Consider the following 16,736-nt stretch of genomic DNA (forward strand, 5'->3'; position numbering starts at 1 on the left):
AAGAAATGATTGAGGATAAATAACGTCTTCAGCAATGAAATACAAGAAAATGGATTTTCACTGTACTTCAGCATACTGCTCATTTTACGTTGTCCTAAATTATGTACCTAGCATATTCAATATCAAGGATAAGCAATCATACTCTTGAACTGAGTGTAAAAAAGTGGCCGCTTTTTAACACACCAGTGCTTACGCCTTGTCAGCAATTAAATTGACATGACGGCGCTTAATTTATGGCTTGAACATCCCATTGAAATCCAAATAACATGAGACACACCAATGAAGATATTCAATACTCTGTTACTGCTCAGTCTAATTGCTCTCTGCTCTGTAAGCTACGCCGAAAAAGGCCTTGCTTTTGTTCATGGAACAGGTAAACAAACCAACGCACTAGATGATTATTGGACGACCGAATTTATCGACTCCGTTCGACAAGGCCTCAATAACCCTAATCAATACACTGTCATTAATTGTGACTTTGACCAATACATGTGGGACGACACCGCTGCAGGCTGTTTAGCCAGACAACTCAATGACTTTATCACAAATAATAATATTGATGACTTGATCATGATCACACATTCTAATGGCGGTAATATCGTCCGTTGGATTCTATCCAATCCCACTTGGGATCCCAGCTACGCCAGTATCATAGATACCACCAGTAATGTGATTGCATTAGCCCCTTCAAGTGGCGGAACCCCTCTTGCTGACGCTGCTATTGCAGGTAATGTTTTTGAACAAGCCGTCGGTTGGTTACTGGGTTATAAAAGTGACGCGGTTAAACAGCAGCAAGTGAGCTGGATGGACTTTTATAATGAAACTTGGCTCTATGGAACAATCAACCGCCCAGCAACCTTAAAACCTTTTGAAGCTGTCGTAGGATCAGATGTGAGTTCTGCTGTCTGGGACAATGACAGCTACTGTGGGGGTTATGCCAGTCAAGTCGCATTGGAAACGACCCAAAACTGGCTTGATGATTGCTCTGATGGCTTTTTAGATTGTCAATCTCAGCATGCAGCGGGCACGGTGTGGTTTATCGATATCAATAAAACCCAAGACCGCGAGCCATTAAGCCACCAGCAAAGCCGCCGTAGCTGCTTTAACTTAGACACTTTACTACGCCAACATATTTAGGAAAGCGACTATGCCATCAATCATTAAATTTGCTCACACTTTATTTATATTAAGCTGTCCATTAACGCTTTCATCATTCGTTTATGGGACAGATAGTCAACTCAGTCACAAAAAAGGTGATCAACTCACTAGCCAAACATTGACATTATCGTCTCCGAAAACGGGGGATATTTATTCTCAATCACTTAACACAGCCGAACATCCAGCCATCAATACTCATCGCCAATATATTAGCTATGTCTCTAAAGCCACAAATAAAGAGCGTCCGGCCCCCGCAATAACACAAACCAGCCAAAGCGATCAATATTGGAAAGTCGTTACAGGATCGCAATTAAATAAAGGAATAAGTTTTAGCGTCAGTCAAACCAACAGCATTATTCGCATTGCCCCAAGACACGACACACTCAAAAGCCTCAATATCTCAGATACAATTTCGCCCCATGATATTATTATCACACCAAAAAATCAGGCGGCAATAAAACAAGCATTGACTCAAAGGCCCATTGCTTTAATCCAGTCAAAAGTGGATGCCGATGCATTAGCCACAGCGGGCCTTAATGATAACTCCAGTGCTTTAACCTTATCCAATGATGCTAAACCGGGGGAATATCAGTTACAAGTGACCAAACAGCTCCCCAGTGAAGGCCGTTATCTCATCAATGTAAAAGAAAAAGGCTCTCCTTTCCAGCTAACATTAAGCGCACCGATTGCCATAAACCAAAAGACAAAAACCATCGACTTTAACTTAACCTTAAGCCAAAGTAATAAACAGCTTACTCCTAAAGTCTTTTTACAAAATAACCAAGGCCTACAAACACCACTTAACATCAGCTTACATCAAGATCATTGGCAAGCTCACCTACCTGACAACCTCGCTTTATCTCACCATAATAGAGGATTAAGTGAAATCTTAGTCAACCTTGAGACTCAAGTTGATGGTTTACCTGTGATCAGGAGTGTCAAAACAGCCTTTAAGGCCTATGTTAATTCAGCAAAAATTACGAATGAAATTACCATAGTACGTAAAAATAAGCAGTTACACTCTCTTTTACTCAATCTTGATGTGGCAAATGAAGGACGCTATGAAGTCAGTGCGGTACTGCTAGGCACCAACAAACAAGGAAAAACTGAAGCTATTTTCACCACACAGGCAGCGAGTTGGCTAACACCTGATAGCTCACAACTTAAACTCATGTTGGATAATGCACTTGTCCAGTCTTCTGGCCTAACAGCCCCTTTTACGCTATCTGAATTAGAATTAAAAGATCAAAGCCAAATGGCAAGATTAAGCTATCAAGCTCAGGCCTTAACCTTTAAATAAGGCTTAAGCCATGCAGAAATCTGCCTCAAGGAAAGTCTGACTCCCCTTGAGGCATTTTAGACTTATCGAGAATTTGTCATGGCAACAAACTCAGGATAAGCAGATACACCACAATCTGACACATCTAAACCATCGTATTCTTGCTCTTCGGTCACTCGAATGCCTATCGTTTTCTTTAAAATAAACCAAGTGATCCCACTGACAATAAACACCCAAGCAAAAATAATACTCGCACCATATAGCTGTCCAATTAAACTGGCTCCATTGTTAAATAGGGGGACTAAGAGCAAGCCAAGTAAGCCACCAGCACCGTGCACAGAAATCGCTCCGACAGGATCATCAATTTGACAGCGATCCAATCCAAGAATCGCAAAGATAACAATAAAGCCGGCGAGCCCACCAATGAGCCCAGCCATCATCAGTGAAGGCGAAAAAGGATCAGCTGTTATCGCTACCAATCCTGCCAAGGCACCATTTAATATCATGGTTAAATCCACTTTGTGCCAGACTAATTTACACACCAACATAGCCGAAATGGCACCAAACGCCGCTGCAGAATTAGTATTAACAAATATTTTTGCCACTGCTGCTGCATTCGCATTATCTGAAATCATCAACTGCGAACCACCATTAAAACCAAACCAGCCCATCCACAAAATGAACATACCTAACGTTGCCATGGGTAAATTGGACCCAGGAATAGGATTAACTTTCCCTTTAGCATCATATTTACCTTTGCGTGCCCCTAACAATAATACCCCTGAAAGCGCCGCAGCGGCCCCAGCAAGATGTACGATGCCACTGCCAGCAAAATCAACAAATCCCGCTTGCGCTAAAAATCCTCCTCCCCAAGACCAGTAACCTTCAACGGGATAAATAAAGCCTGTCATCACAACAGTAAACAATAAAAAAGCCCAAAGCTTCATTCGCTCGGCCACGGCTCCAGAGACAATGGACATTGCCGTTGCCACAAAGACCACTTGGAAAAAGAAATCACTGCTCAAGGCATGTGTGGCGTTATTCGCTTGCTCACCAATAAACATGGCTATTGACGGTACCCAGCCCCCAGATAGATTATTATCATACATAATGTTATAGCCAACCAGTAAAAACATGATACAAGCAAGCGCATATAAACAGACATTCTTAGTTAAAATTTCTGTAGTATTTTTAGAGCGCACTAAGCCCGCTTCTAGCATGGCAAAGCCCGCAGCCATCCACATGACTAAGACTCCAGATATTAAAAAATAAAAGGTATCTAATGCGAATCGTAATTCTGCCACCGTCAGGCTTAGGGTTTTTATTTCTTCCATCTTTTACTCCTAACTTAAAGCGCTTCGTTATCGGTTTCACCCGTTCGAATTCGAATGATTTGCTCTAGATCTGATACAAATATTTTTCCATCCCCAATTTTTCCCGTTTTTGCCGCACAAATGATTGCTTCAATAACAAGTTCAACATTGTCAGCTCGAGTGGCAATATCAAGTCTCACTTTAGGTAAAAAATCGACTCTATATTCGGCTCCACGATAAAGCTCCGTATGGCCTTTTTGACGGCCAAACCCTTTAACTTCAGTAACGGTAACACCTTCTATTCCTAACTCCCCTAACGCTTCTCTTACCTCATCTAATTTAAACGGTTTAATAATGGCACTCACTAATTTCATCACTAGCCTCCTAGTCACGCTTTTTCGATGCTTTATTGACAGAATGATATCGAAACATCCACAAAGAGAGGCGTAATCGATTACCTAGGCATCTCAGCTTTCAAGCATTAGGCCAACTATAAAAAGTGATATATTTCAATAAAGTAGACCAAGCCGTTGACAAAAAGTTAATCCTGATTGCACTTTTTTAGTGCATAAAAAAATGAGTCGCACACAATTCGAGCAACATAAAAGAAGGAGTCAAAAAGAAAAGCAGCGAAAGCTGCTTTTGGAAAAAAATGACATAAATAAAAACAAAAAATCAATTTATTGATTTTTAATATAATCGGGATTAAACCAGACACTCATAATCCCGAGTTCAGATTAACTAATGTTTTTCATCGATAAAGCGGCGCCAACTAAGCAGAACTTCATTGAAATCTTCTAATCCACAAAATGCTTCTGATTCACTATCATATAAAGAAAGACCAATATCATGATCTATGTCTTGCTCCATATCTATTTCATTTGCAAAAACACGCACCTGCTCATTGTCTAATTCAACCGATAGGCTTTTACCCACAAACACTTTATTGGTAATTTGATTGGCTTGTAACTGGGCAACGGTTTGTCCTATTTCAACATAGAGCGCCATATCATCCGCCAGTTCTTCAGAAAACCACAAACCCATAATGGCATGCTCCATACTAAAGCGCGCTAAAAAGGTGCCAGTCATACTATTACGTAAAAATTCATATTCCATAAAGCAAACTCAAATCAAAAATCAGTTTCAACTTTGATTTTAACTCATATCCGATATTCTTGCTTATACCAATTTGATTAAATTGATGGTCATTCAGCGGGGAATCAAAATACGATAAACAAGGTCGTTAATTGCGCCTGCTTTAATAGACATTCCCACCATCTGATGTTTACAGATGAACAAATGCCGTGTTCATATGGATGTGAACGAACGGCCATGGCGGTCGAGAGGACTTGAAGCTAATCGTTATTCTATATCGATAGTATTGACAAAACGATCAAAAAAGCCATTTACTTTGTAAATGGCTTTTTATCAATAAAAGATGATATAAAAATCAAATTTTATATCTCTTTATTCCCCAATCTGCTTACTTCTTAGCAGCATCAGCTTTAGGAGCTTCTTTTGGTGCTTCTTTTGGTGCTTCTTTTGGTGCTTCTTTAGCATCAGCAGCTGGCGTATCAATTGACAATAATTCAACTTCAAAAACCAATGTTGAATTTGCAGGGATACTGCCCATATCACGATCACCATAAGCTAAGTCAGCAGGAATAACAAACTTATATTTAGAACCAACAGGCATCAACTGTAGACCTTCAGTCCAACCTGGAATAACACGGTTTAACGCAAACGTTGCTGGCTTACCACGAGCAATGGAACTATCAAACTCAGTGCCATCCGTTAACGTGCCAACATAATTAACGGTAACAGTGTCTTCAGCTGTAGGCTTCTTACCTGTACCTTCTTTTAACACTTCGTATTGTAAGCCAGATGCTGTCGTAACAACGCCTTTTTTCGCTTTATTTTCTGCTAAAAATGCTTCACTGGCCTTTTCATTTTTCTCAGCAATTTCAGCTGCTTGCTCTTGGCGTTTCTGATCTAACTTCTCATATAGACCTTGAAGGATTTTTTGCATATCTTCTTCAGATAGTTGAAGATTACCATTAAGTCCATCTTTAAAACCGGTAATGATTAGCTCTTTATCTGCTGGAATACCAAGCTCTTCTTGTTCCTTGATATGACCAACCATGTAAGTACCGATAGATGCGCCAACGCTATAGGCTTCCTTTTGTGCTTCTGTGGTAAGTTGAACAGGCGCCGCAGTGGTTGCTGCCGACTCCGCTGCTTTTTCTTGATTACAAGCACTTAAACCAACAACTGCTAACGCAACTAGCGAAAATTTATAAATAGATTTCATTGAAAAGCTTCCTCAGCATCTATAATTGATGATAATAAACTCGATTCTTACAGTTAGGTATAACAGCTTATACTAGTTAAATACGTTATACCAATTAGATTAAATAAATGCATTTTTACGGTCAAAAAATCATCCCATTACCATTAAAAATGATATAATAATCTGATTTCGTATACATTCATTACTCCATTACAACAGCATAAATAGTAATGACCTTCCTTGATTATGCCATCGTATAGATGACAATAACCTTAATAGCACTGATGTTTCTTTGAGACATGGCAACCTTTTAGAAGTTCAATACACCTTAAACTCGGCTCATTTTTACTTTATTTTTAAGCATTCCATGCTCAAACAATCAACACAGGCATCAAAAAATCAATATCGGCTAACATAAGTTAACATAAATAAAACGACAAAAATGTTTTCAACCTTAGCAGGTCAATAATTTACCGAACTATTTTTCCTAAAAGTAGTCAAAAAAGAGTATAATTCCCCCTATTTATATTATTGGCTATGCCTCACAGATGATGTTCCTAACTGCTGTTGTTCTCTCGTAGTTAAATTACGCTCTAACTGAATATTTTTCAACCATAGCGTAGACTGTGCAGCCTAGCCTTCTAAGGCTCCTCTTCCTTAATGAAGAAGTCTATAATAAAAAATAAAACCCGTTTAAACGGATCCTGCTTTATATAAATTGATTTAAGCAGCCTTTCAATGATTGTTAGGCTCAGCATTACCTTTTAGAGGCGAATATGGACAAAATGCTACAACGCATTGAAGAGCTTGAAATGAAACAATCTTTTCAAGACATTACAATTGAAGAGTTAAACCAACAAGTCATCAAATTAAATGAGATCCTTGCCACCCAGCAAGAACAACTCAGACTCTTAGTGACCAAAATTCAAACTATTGAGCCAAGCAATATCGCCAGCCAAGCTGATGAAACACCCCCACCTCATTATTGATTAATACTGAAACTGGTAGCATTCTGCAATATCAACGGGGTTAGATATACTTATATTAAGTCAATTTACCCTTATTGGTAGTCCTCAACGCTTAACATGGAGTCACTTACATTTATGTTGTCTATCGCACAAGTTGGAGAAACGGTCCTTACCCAAAAAGCCAACAATATCGCTAATATTGATGCTCATATTCATACATTGGCCACAACAATGCTAGACACACTTAAAGCAGCCAAAGGCGTTGGATTGGCCGCGCCACAAATTCATGAAAGCATAGCGCTCTTTATTATGGCCTCTCATCCGAATGAACGTTACCCTGATGCGCCTCTTATCTCGCCTACCGTAGTCATTAACCCCTTTATACTGGCCACATCAGATATTATGGAGGCAGGTGAAGAAGGCTGTTTATCCATAAAAAATCAGCGCTATTCCATTTTACGGCACCAATGGGTGGATGTGCGATATCAATCACTAAAAGGCCAGTGGATTGAAGAGCGATTAGTGGGTTTCATTGCACGTATTTTTCAACATGAATATGATCACCTACAAGGGATCACGATTGATCAAAGAGCCCGAATGCAAAATAGCTTAACTGGCGTAGCCAATTCACCTAAGGTGGATCCATGAAAGCAAAGTTCACCCCCTTACTGTTATTACTCACATTATCTGGGTGCGCCATCAACAGTGTGTTTATTAGTTACCCTTCACAACTCGCTCCCGTTAAAGCCGATCTCAATACCAATACGCCTCTTAAGGGATTGAGTCTTTTAACATCTAAAATATCTGGTAATGACGGCTTATTATATGCACAAGAAGCAGGACGAGTTGCTCAAATAGGCGGTGATTTTGATGCCAGTAAAGCCTTCTATCAACAAGCTGTCAGCGATTATATCGCCTTTGATAATAAAGCCACTGTCAGCTTAACTGAAACAGGCGCGACGGCCAGTAGTTTAATTGTCAACGACAATGTGATCCCCTATCGTGGTCCAGGTTATGAAAGAATTTTATTACACCAATATCAAGCACTGAATTATATTTTTAGTGATGATTTTGAAGGCGCGCTCGTCGAAGTTAGACGTAGTAATGAATTACAAAGTACTGAGCAAGCCAAATACGAAGAATCAAATAAATCTGTACAAGCAATGGCTAACGGGACAGTCAATGCAGAGATGAGCAAGCTCAGCCAAGCTGCAGGTAGCACAACGAGTGCTTTCTTAAATGCATACAGCTACTATACCACTGGCGTATTGCATGAAGTGCTTGGCGAACCTAATGATGCCTTTATCGACTATCGAAAAGCAGCGCAAATTTCCCCCAACAACCCTTATGTACATCAAGATTTAGTGCGCTTAGCCAAACAATTGGGCATGCCACAGTACAATGAATTTAAACGTCGTTGGGGACACGCTATTTTCCCCAAAACAGGCCAAGGTCAAGTGATCTTTTTAATTGAGCGAGGTTTTGTTCCCGCCAAACAAAGTTTCACCGTGCCTTTTCCCATTAATGACAAATGGCAAAGTATTTCATTAGCCACTTATCCATCCAGAGAGCCACAAATACCCTCCACAAATATTCAAGGTATCGGCCCCTTATTACAAGCTGCGCCTATTGCTAATATTGGTGCATTGGCCATTACAGCCTTAAAGGAAGATTTACCTGCTGCCCTTGCTCGGCAAGTCGCGAGAGTCTATGCTAAATATTCACTTGCTAGAAATGCCAATGATTGGGGCTCTGTCGTGCTTCAAATTTTCAACCTTGTATCAGAACAGGCAGATAGACGCAGTTGGTTGACTTTGCCTCAACAAGCTCAAATTGCGCGAAAATACCTCAACCCCGGTCAATACGATATTCAATTGGATAATAGTTCCACAACAAAGATTAATATAGAATCCAATAGAACAACCTTGATTTGGGTTATAGATACAGGTAATTATACTCGTTTTTATTCAACCATTATTTAGCAACCACTTGTATGGAATTCATTATGAAAAACGTTAAGTTTATTTTTATTATTACATTTTTAATCGCCTTAGCAGGTTGTCAATCTAAGGTACAATATGGTGATGCAACTGAAGTTGAAACCGTAAATGCAAATTTCGGTTCCACTGATCTCCAAGCAATAACGACCAAAATGGTCAACAGTATGCTGACTTTCCCCCCAGTTGTTGCGCTAACAGCCAATGACCGCCCCATTATTTTTGTTGACCGTATAAAGAATAAAACGTCTGAGCATATTGACACTGAATCCGTTACTGACTCTATCAGTAACCAGTTATTGCGATCTGGCAAATTTCGTTTCATCGACATGACCAAAGTGGACTCTGTTCGTAAGCAACTCGATTATCAGAATAATTCAGGTATGGTGGATCCTTCAACTGCCATTAACTTTGGTCGCCAAATTGGCGCACAATACATGCTTTACGGCAACTTATCGAGCATAGTAAAGCAGGCTGGCAGCACCAAAGATGTTTACTACAAAATGACAATGCGTTTAATGGATTTACAAACAGGTCTTATTGAATGGTCAGATGAAAAAGAAATTCGTAAAGTGAAATCAAGCTCTTTCTTAGGCTTGTAATACACTTTTATACCCATGATACTTCAAGATGCAGGATTCAGCTTGAAGTATCACGGATATAAGCAGGCATTCTCATATGAGTTAATGCCTGCTACTCCAGCGCCAGCCAATCATTATGTAATATTTTTGTTGCAAAAATGTCATTTACAAGCATTATGCTAACCTTCATTTCTCTCAATGGATGTTAAAAACCATCATGCTTTTCTCAAAAAAAAATCGACACTATGCTTGTGTTATCGCTTGCCTCACCTTCATAACAGCTTGTAATGATGACAATTCCGATCCACTTCCAACTGAGCTTGTTGAAAATGCCGATGAAAACACTCAGTCAACAAATAAAATCTCAGCACAACTTGGGCCAAGACCGCTATTTCTTGTCAGAGACATGCAAGATAGCGAATTAAAAACCACACTTGAACAATGCGCCACTCAGCCTTTTTACCGTAGTGATTTCTCCATTGGTCATCGCGGCGCTGCTATGCAATTTCCTGAACATACTAAAGAATCTTACCAAGCCGCTATTGATTCAGGTGCAGGAATTGTTGAATGCGACGTGACTTTTACTTCTGATAAACAACTCGTGTGTCGTCATTCCCAGTGCGATCTAGCCACTACGACCAACATATTAGCTATTCCAGAGCTGGCTAATCAATGTAATCAACCTTTCACCCCTGCCGATCTTGATAACGGTATTACTGCTAGTGCGACTTGTTGCACAAGTGATATTACAGTGGCCGAATTTAAATCTTTATGTGGAAAAATGGACGCATTTAATCCTGAGGCGATGACGGCTGAAGAATATATGGATGGCACAGCAAACTGGCGCACCGATCTATATTCGAGCTGTGGTACTGTAATGACCCATGCTGAAAGTATTGCTCTCTTTAAAGAGGCGGGTGTGAAGATGACTCCCGAGTTAAAAACCCCCAGTATTACTATGCCTTATGATGGATATAGCCAAGCTGACTTTGCCAAACACATGCTGGATGAATATATTGCAGCAGATGTTGCTCCATCTGATGTTTATCCTCAATCCTTTCAATTAGAGGATTTACAGTATTGGTTAACCAGCCACCCAGAATATGCCAAACAAGGTGTTTATCTTGATGGCCGTTATGATCTTAATGATTTTGATCCCAATAATGCTGCTAGCTGGTCGCCGACAATGGATGAGTTAAAAAATCAAGGCATTAATATTATTGCTCCTCCGTTATGGGCATTAGTCACTTTAGATGACAATAACAATATTGTGCCTTCAAATTATGCCAAAGCCGCAACCGCTGCCAACCTTAAAATCATTACGTGGACGCTGGAGCGCTCGGGATTATTGAAAGAGAAAGGAGGTTGGTATTATCAAAGTATTAGCGAAAAAATTCAGCAAGATGGGGATACCTATGAGTTACTGGATGTATTAGCTCAAGATGTAGGCGTTATCGGCGTCTTTTCAGACTGGCCAGCAACGGTCACCTATTATGCAAATTGCCATCATTTATAAAAGTGATTAAGCCCAAAAAAGGCGCCTCAATGGCGCCTTTTTTTAACAATAAGTGTTAAACAAACAAATCTTTTATATTGGCTAAGTCACCTTTACCTTCTATGATCTCTTGAGCTGATAATCCTGACACTTCATGAGGAAACACCAACCACTCATCAGAGCCATGAATATAATAATCAGGTTTTAACGGCACCGCTGTATTTTTAGGTTTGTAGTATGGGCAGGCAATACGCACATCTTTAGGGATGTTTAAACGCATCAACTCACCCAACTTTTCTTTTAAAGCATGAATACTGCGACCCGAATCAAATACATCATCAACAATCAGCAATCCATCATCAGCGTTTGCATTTTCAACAATATAATGCAATCCATGAACCTTAATTTGTTTACTCTGTTGATTAATACCGTAATACGAAGATGTCCTGACAGCAATGTGATCGGTTTCGACTTGTTTAAAATCAAAAAACTCTTGTACTGCAATACCTATGGGCGCACCACCGCGCCAGATCCCAACAATAAACTGCGGGCGAAAACCACTCTCATAAACTTGCGCTGCCAAACGAAATGAATCTTCTAATAATTGCTGCGCTGTAATAAAGCACTTCTGTGACATCTTGCCGTCCCCGTTTATTATATTTAATTTGGTACGGCGGGCTGATCCTGCATTTCCAAGATCTCAATGTAGTTAAAACAAAGAACCTATCGCATCTTTATTTTTTAAAGCACCCACCTGATTTTGGAGGTGCATTTTATACTAAAAAAAATATTTATGCCTTAAAAATAAGCGTAATGTGTGCACTAACGAATAAAAAGTAAAGCCGTCAGCAAAGCATCTCTTATTAATACAACAAAGAAATAACAAACATAAGAGCACAAATTAAATATACTCTCTTGGCTGCAAACTTATCATCACAGGTGCATGATCGCTACTTTGGCTATCATGCTCATATTGAGGATTAACTAAATGTTCGTCAAATATTTGATATTGGGATACCACAGCCATATTATGCTTATCGGTGGGCACAAACTCTGACGATAATAAAATATAATCTAATACCATCCCTTGAGCGCCATAATAATGTGTCGCTGCGCGAGGTAATTCAAACACGAGATCTAAACTGCCTTGATATAAATCAAAGGCATCTCGTATACAAAAATCACTGAGCTCACCAATCGATGGTCGAAAAAAACGCAATTCATGAGTCAATAAGTGAGATAATATATCCCCAGACATCGCATCATTAAAATCCCCCATTAATACAAAAGGCAGATGAGAATGTTGTCGTCTTTTTATGATATTACTCAATAACATCGCAGCTTCAGTTCCTCGCTGAATACTTGACGCCCACGTACCCAACACATTTTCAGCTAACACTTGGCCGACATTATCAGGATCAATTGTAGGTATTTCAATCTGCTCTGTTGGCTCTGAAGGTAATGATTTTACTTGATAAGCACTCTGTACTGGTTCAATAGTAGGACGTTTCGATTTAAAATGCACAACATAGAATTCACAGCTCCCCACATGCGGCAATTTAATCCCTGCCAGCAAGGGCGAGCGACTATACCTAAAGTCACTAATTAACCCCATGCTTCCCGCTAATCGGGGATCTGCTTCTATCACCAATGTATATTCAATGGGGTAACGTGAAGCAATGGCCACGACAGGAGAATCATATACGTGATCGGCTATTGGTACAGGCTCACCTGCAATAGCAAAGTAAGGGTAGCCTTGCGCTTTAATAAACGCCTTGAGTGCCTCACCACTAAACACTTCCTGAAAAGCAATCACATCCGGTTTGGCCTTAGATAAAAATTGCGCTATCCATGCGAGTTTTTTCTGCCATTCCTGATGAGTATAAATATTATCAAAATCATAATAAGCCCCGGGAGGCTCCATAAAATTAAACAAATTCAATGTCGCTATTTTTATCTCATCACGATCACTCAACAGAACATCCTTTTTAACTATTCACTTTCTTCTGGATTGTCTTAGTCAGCTCAAACACGAGTAAAGCAAGCCCACCCACTAAGACACCAAAAAATGCATTTAATATACTCGGGGTGATAAAAAACAAAATCGCCCCCAATAAATGCCAAGATTGAGTCATTGAAGCCATCACACTAAACAAGGCTGAAATTTGATGTAAACCATGGGTCAAAATCCCCCCACCCACTGTAAACATGGCAATCGTGCCAATAACCGATAAACTTTTCATCAATCGTGGGGCGGCACTTAATAATAATAAGCCTATTTTTCGCTGAACATTGCCACGGTGACCTATTACCTGCTGCTGGCTCAAGTATAGTCCCGCATCATCCATCCTCACAATCAAAGCCACAATACCATACACGCCAATTGTCATCACAACAGCAATAATCACTAAGGTTATAAACTGAGTCATTAAACTCATTTGCGCCACAACACCTAAGGTAATCGCAATGATCTCAGCAGATAATACAAAATCCGTTCGAATAGCGCCTTTGATTTTTTTCGTTTCATAAGCCTTAAGATCCAGCGGCGTTTCCTCTTTCTGAATTGTAGAATTACCCTCAGAGTGTACAAATTGCTTTGTCTGTTTTTTATGAGTGTAAGCGTGATAAAGGCTTTCAAAACCTTCAAAGCAGAGATACAAGCCACCTATCATTAACAAAGGCATCACCGCCCAAGGAATGAATGCACTGATCAATAACGCCAATGGCACTAAAATGCATTTATTTCTCAAAGAGCCTTTCGCCACCGCCCACACCACAGGCAATTCTCTGTCAGCATTGACCCCCGAAACTTGTTGAGCATTTAACGCTAAATCGTCTCCTAATACTCCAGCCGTTTTTCTGGCAGCCATTTTGCTCATGGTTGCTACATCATCTAACACAGTTGCAATGTCATCAAGCAAAGTGAGTAAACTGGCACCCGCCATTGGCACTCCTTAGATACAAATCATCAATCATGTTTTCAAAATACGCTTTCTTACCCATAGTCACAATGGCTTTTCTCTTTTTGGCCCATTTTTTAGCAAAATCATTTTTCATCAGAAAAAACCAAAGATCACCTCAGCGAAGCAGAGTATACTAGAGCCACTTTACTGCTTTGATGAGATAACACAATGACGCAAGATGAAATGAAAAAAGCCGCTGCTTGGGCCGCACTAAAATACGTTGAACATGACAGTATTGTCGGTGTGGGCACTGGCTCGACAGTCAATCACTTTATTGATGCACTTGCCACAATGAAAGCTGACATTGATGGCGCAGTATCTAGCTCTGAAGCGTCAACTGAAAAAATGAAAGCCTTGGGGATCCCAGTTTTCGATCTTAACAGTGTCAATGAATTATCTCTTTACGTCGATGGTGCAGATGAAATCAATGCCAGCATGCACATGATTAAAGGTGGCGGTGCAGCATTAACACGTGAGAAAATTGTTGCCGCAGTGGCAGATAAATTTATCTGTATCGCTGACAGTAGCAAGCAGGTTGACATTTTAGGTGAATTCCCATTACCCGTTGAAGTTATTCCTATGGCACGCTCTTACGTGGCCAGAGAGCTGGTTAAACTCGGTGGCGATCCCGTTTATCGAGAAGGCGTCAAAACCGATAATGGCAATATCATTTTAGATGTCTATAACATGAAAATTATGCAGCCCAAAATATTAGAAGAACAAATCAATGGGATTGTGGGTGTTGTCACTAACGGGTTATTTGCTCATCGCGGTGCAGACGTATTGTTAGTGGGTAAAGAAACTGGCGTTGAAACGATCACAGACTGAAAAACAAAAAAGCTAAGTTAACAATAACTTAGCTTTTCCCATTTATTTCCGGCTCACTATTATGCCGCTTCAATCTGCTCAACTAATAACTGCAAGGATTGATTATTGCGGTATTCATTCACATCCAATTTATACACCAATCTCACTTGCTGAACACTGGCATCAGGCCAATTCTTTAAGTCTACATTAAACGTAATAGCATCAAGCATGACTCGACCACATAGCGTCTCTAACACGAGCTTTAAATGCTTCTCTCCTACAATACGCTGCTGAATAAGTCTAAAATACCCATCAAATAATGGTTCAGGAAAAGCTTGGCCCCAAGGCCCTGCTTGCCTAAGCTCCATGGCAACATCCATAGTCAATTCGTTTGCCGTTAATTCGCCATCGGATAGGTATTCCCCTGTGAGTAACTCAGGTGTTATCGTTTCCCGAATCGCTTTATCAAACGCATCATGAAACGCCGCAAAATCCGTTTCTTTTATGGATAGCCCCGCGGCCATCGCATGACCACCAAATTTCAAGATCATTTTGGGGTGCCGACTGTTTATCAATTCAAGTAAGTCTCGCATATGCACGCCTTTGATAGACCGAGCAGAACCTTTTATTTCTCCATTCCCCGCATCAGCAAATGCAATCACTGGTCGATGATATTTATCTTTTATACGGGAAGCCAAAATACCAATAACCCCTTGATGCCAATCCGCTTGAAATAAAGCAATTCCCCATGGCAAAGATTCAATATCGAATGTCAAACGCTTCAAGCTTGTTAATGCTTCTTGTTGCATTTCTTGCTCTAGTTCTCGCCTTTCCATATTCAAGCTATCGAGTTTCGACGCCATTCTTCGCGCTTCCATGACATCGTCACAAAGTAAGGTTTCCACCCCTAAAGACATTTCATCTAATCGACCCGCCGCGTTCAATCTAGGGCCAACCGTAAAGCCAAAATCGGAAGCCACGACTCGAGACGGATTCTTTTTCGCCACATCTAATAACGCAGTGATCCCCACTCGACATCGTCCTGCTCGAACCCTTTTTAGCCCCATTTCAACTAAAATACGATTATTGCAATCTAACGGCACCACATCTGCTACCGTACCTAATGCCACAATATCCAATAAATGGGCCAAGTTTGGCTCAGTAAGTTTATGAGTTTGATACCAATTTCGCGTTCTTAATTCTGCTCGTAGAGCCGACATTAAATAAAAAGCGACTCCCACACCGGCAATGGCTTTACTGGCAAATCCACAACCGACTTGATTAGGATTCACTATCGCATCAGCATTTGGAATAACCTGTCCAGGCAAATGATGATCGGTTATCACCACTTGCATCCCTAATGCTTTTGCCGCTTCGACACCTTCAATGGATGAAATTCCATTATCCACAGTGATCAAAAGCTGCGCTCCCTTAGCCTGTGCCACTTGCACGATTTCAGGGCTGAGCCCATAACCGAAATCAAATCGATTAGGAATAAGATAATCAACATTAATGGCCCCCATCATTCGCAGTGCTAACAAACAGACACTGGTCGATGTGGCCCCATCAGCATCAAAATCCCCCATAATGAGAATGTGCTTCTTATTCGCCATTGCATCGGCAATAATGCTTGCAGCCTCAGTGAGTCCCAACATTGTAGTGGGTCTTAATAATTGACCTAAACTTAAGTCACACTCATGGGCAAGTACACCTCTACTGGCATAAATTTGTTTTAATAAGGGCGAAAAAGAATCTGACAGATGGCTATCATCCACATGAGGGCGGCGATTAATTTGATGGTTCACAAATGAAAGTTACCTAAAGAAACAATAAGGCCTATATCGTAAGCTAAAGTATAAAAAAAGACACTAAATAATACCAATTT

17 protein-coding genes are annotated in these 16,736 nt (G+C 40.3%); 8 read left to right on the plus strand and 9 right to left on the minus strand.

Features of this window, described 5'->3' with window-relative positions:
- The first annotated feature begins 279 nt into the window (after positions 1 to 279).
- Together Q0976_RS07105 and Q0976_RS07110 are read left to right on the plus strand one after the other, a co-directional pair.
- Positions 280 to 1,137, plus strand: a complete 858-nt coding sequence (locus Q0976_RS07105; protein ID WP_299492436.1) for a hypothetical protein — start codon at positions 280 to 282, stop codon at positions 1,135 to 1,137.
- A gap of 10 nt (positions 1,138 to 1,147) precedes the next feature.
- Positions 1,148 to 2,458: a DUF4785 domain-containing protein gene (locus tag Q0976_RS07110; RefSeq protein ID WP_299492438.1), complete on the plus strand. Its 1,311-nt coding sequence runs from the start codon at positions 1,148 to 1,150 to the stop codon at positions 2,456 to 2,458.
- Between the two features lie 62 nt (positions 2,459 to 2,520).
- Here Q0976_RS07110 and Q0976_RS07115 read toward each other — a convergent pair whose 3' ends face one another.
- The 4 genes from Q0976_RS07115 to fkpA all read right to left on the minus strand — a co-directional run bounded on the left by Q0976_RS07115 (position 2,521) and on the right by fkpA (position 6,061).
- A complete protein-coding gene (locus Q0976_RS07115; protein WP_299492440.1) occupies positions 2,521 to 3,771 on the minus strand; it encodes an ammonium transporter in 1,251 nt (416 codons plus the stop codon).
- 14 nt (positions 3,772 to 3,785) lie between these two features.
- On the minus strand, positions 3,786 to 4,124 hold the full coding sequence (locus tag Q0976_RS07120; protein WP_299492442.1) for a P-II family nitrogen regulator: 339 nt from the start codon (positions 4,122 to 4,124) through the stop codon (positions 3,786 to 3,788).
- Positions 4,125 to 4,491: 367 nt separating this feature from the next.
- Entirely contained in the window at positions 4,492 to 4,866 is a 375-nt protein-coding gene (locus Q0976_RS07125; RefSeq protein ID WP_299492444.1) for a YacL family protein, read from the minus strand.
- 367 nt (positions 4,867 to 5,233) lie between these two features.
- Positions 5,234 to 6,061, minus strand: a complete 828-nt coding sequence (gene fkpA, locus Q0976_RS07130; protein ID WP_299492446.1) for an FKBP-type peptidyl-prolyl cis-trans isomerase — start codon at positions 6,059 to 6,061, stop codon at positions 5,234 to 5,236.
- 755 nt (positions 6,062 to 6,816) lie between these two features.
- On the opposite strand from fkpA, the gene Q0976_RS07135 reads away from it, so the two are divergent.
- From Q0976_RS07135 to Q0976_RS07155, 5 genes are all read left to right on the plus strand, one after another.
- Positions 6,817 to 7,029, plus strand: a complete 213-nt coding sequence (locus Q0976_RS07135) for a SlyX family protein (protein ID WP_299492448.1) — start codon at positions 6,817 to 6,819, stop codon at positions 7,027 to 7,029.
- 114 nt (positions 7,030 to 7,143) lie between these two features.
- Positions 7,144 to 7,656 carry a peptide deformylase gene (gene def, locus Q0976_RS07140; RefSeq protein ID WP_299492450.1) on the plus strand — a complete coding sequence of 171 codons (513 nt, stop codon included), beginning with the start codon at positions 7,144 to 7,146 and terminating at the stop codon, positions 7,654 to 7,656.
- Entirely contained in the window at positions 7,653 to 8,990 is a 1,338-nt protein-coding gene (locus Q0976_RS07145) for a hypothetical protein (RefSeq protein ID WP_299492452.1), read from the plus strand. The genes def and Q0976_RS07145 overlap by 4 nt, the downstream gene beginning before the upstream one ends.
- A gap of 23 nt (positions 8,991 to 9,013) precedes the next feature.
- The gene (gene lpoB / locus Q0976_RS07150) at positions 9,014 to 9,607 is read left to right on the plus strand and encodes a penicillin-binding protein activator LpoB (protein ID WP_299492454.1); all 594 of its coding nucleotides are present in this window, start codon (positions 9,014 to 9,016) and stop codon (positions 9,605 to 9,607) included.
- A gap of 196 nt (positions 9,608 to 9,803) precedes the next feature.
- Complete coding sequence (locus Q0976_RS07155) at positions 9,804 to 11,102, plus strand: glycerophosphodiester phosphodiesterase family protein (protein ID WP_299492456.1); 1,299 nt, start codon at positions 9,804 to 9,806, stop codon at positions 11,100 to 11,102.
- A 55-nt stretch (positions 11,103 to 11,157) separates the two neighbouring features.
- On the opposite strand, the gene Q0976_RS07160 is transcribed toward Q0976_RS07155, so the two are convergent.
- From Q0976_RS07160 to Q0976_RS07175, 4 genes are all read right to left on the minus strand, one after another.
- Positions 11,158 to 11,718: a phosphoribosyltransferase family protein gene (locus Q0976_RS07160; protein WP_299492458.1), complete on the minus strand. Its 561-nt coding sequence runs from the start codon at positions 11,716 to 11,718 to the stop codon at positions 11,158 to 11,160.
- A gap of 264 nt (positions 11,719 to 11,982) precedes the next feature.
- On the minus strand, positions 11,983 to 13,056 hold the full coding sequence (locus tag Q0976_RS07165; RefSeq protein WP_299492460.1) for an endonuclease/exonuclease/phosphatase family protein: 1,074 nt from the start codon (positions 13,054 to 13,056) through the stop codon (positions 11,983 to 11,985).
- Between the two features lie 13 nt (positions 13,057 to 13,069).
- Positions 13,070 to 14,026, minus strand: coding sequence for a DUF808 domain-containing protein (locus Q0976_RS07170; RefSeq protein ID WP_299492462.1), 957 nt, complete (start codon positions 14,024 to 14,026; stop codon positions 13,070 to 13,072).
- Entirely contained in the window at positions 13,995 to 14,138 is a 144-nt protein-coding gene (locus Q0976_RS07175; protein WP_299492464.1) for a hypothetical protein, read from the minus strand. Before Q0976_RS07175 ends, Q0976_RS07170 begins: the two co-directional genes overlap by 32 nt.
- Before the next feature lie 74 nt (positions 14,139 to 14,212).
- Between Q0976_RS07175 and rpiA the strand changes: the two genes are divergently transcribed.
- Entirely contained in the window at positions 14,213 to 14,872 is a 660-nt protein-coding gene (gene rpiA, locus Q0976_RS07180) for a ribose-5-phosphate isomerase RpiA (RefSeq protein ID WP_299492465.1), read from the plus strand.
- A gap of 59 nt (positions 14,873 to 14,931) precedes the next feature.
- Here rpiA and recJ read toward each other — a convergent pair whose 3' ends face one another.
- The gene (recJ, locus tag Q0976_RS07185; RefSeq protein ID WP_299492467.1) at positions 14,932 to 16,656 is read right to left on the minus strand and encodes a single-stranded-DNA-specific exonuclease RecJ; all 1,725 of its coding nucleotides are present in this window, start codon (positions 16,654 to 16,656) and stop codon (positions 14,932 to 14,934) included.
- Positions 16,657 to 16,736 lie beyond the last annotated feature (80 nt).

Source organism: uncultured Shewanella sp., from assembly GCF_947501665.1.
Taxonomy (GTDB): domain Bacteria; phylum Pseudomonadota; class Gammaproteobacteria; order Enterobacterales; family Shewanellaceae; genus Shewanella.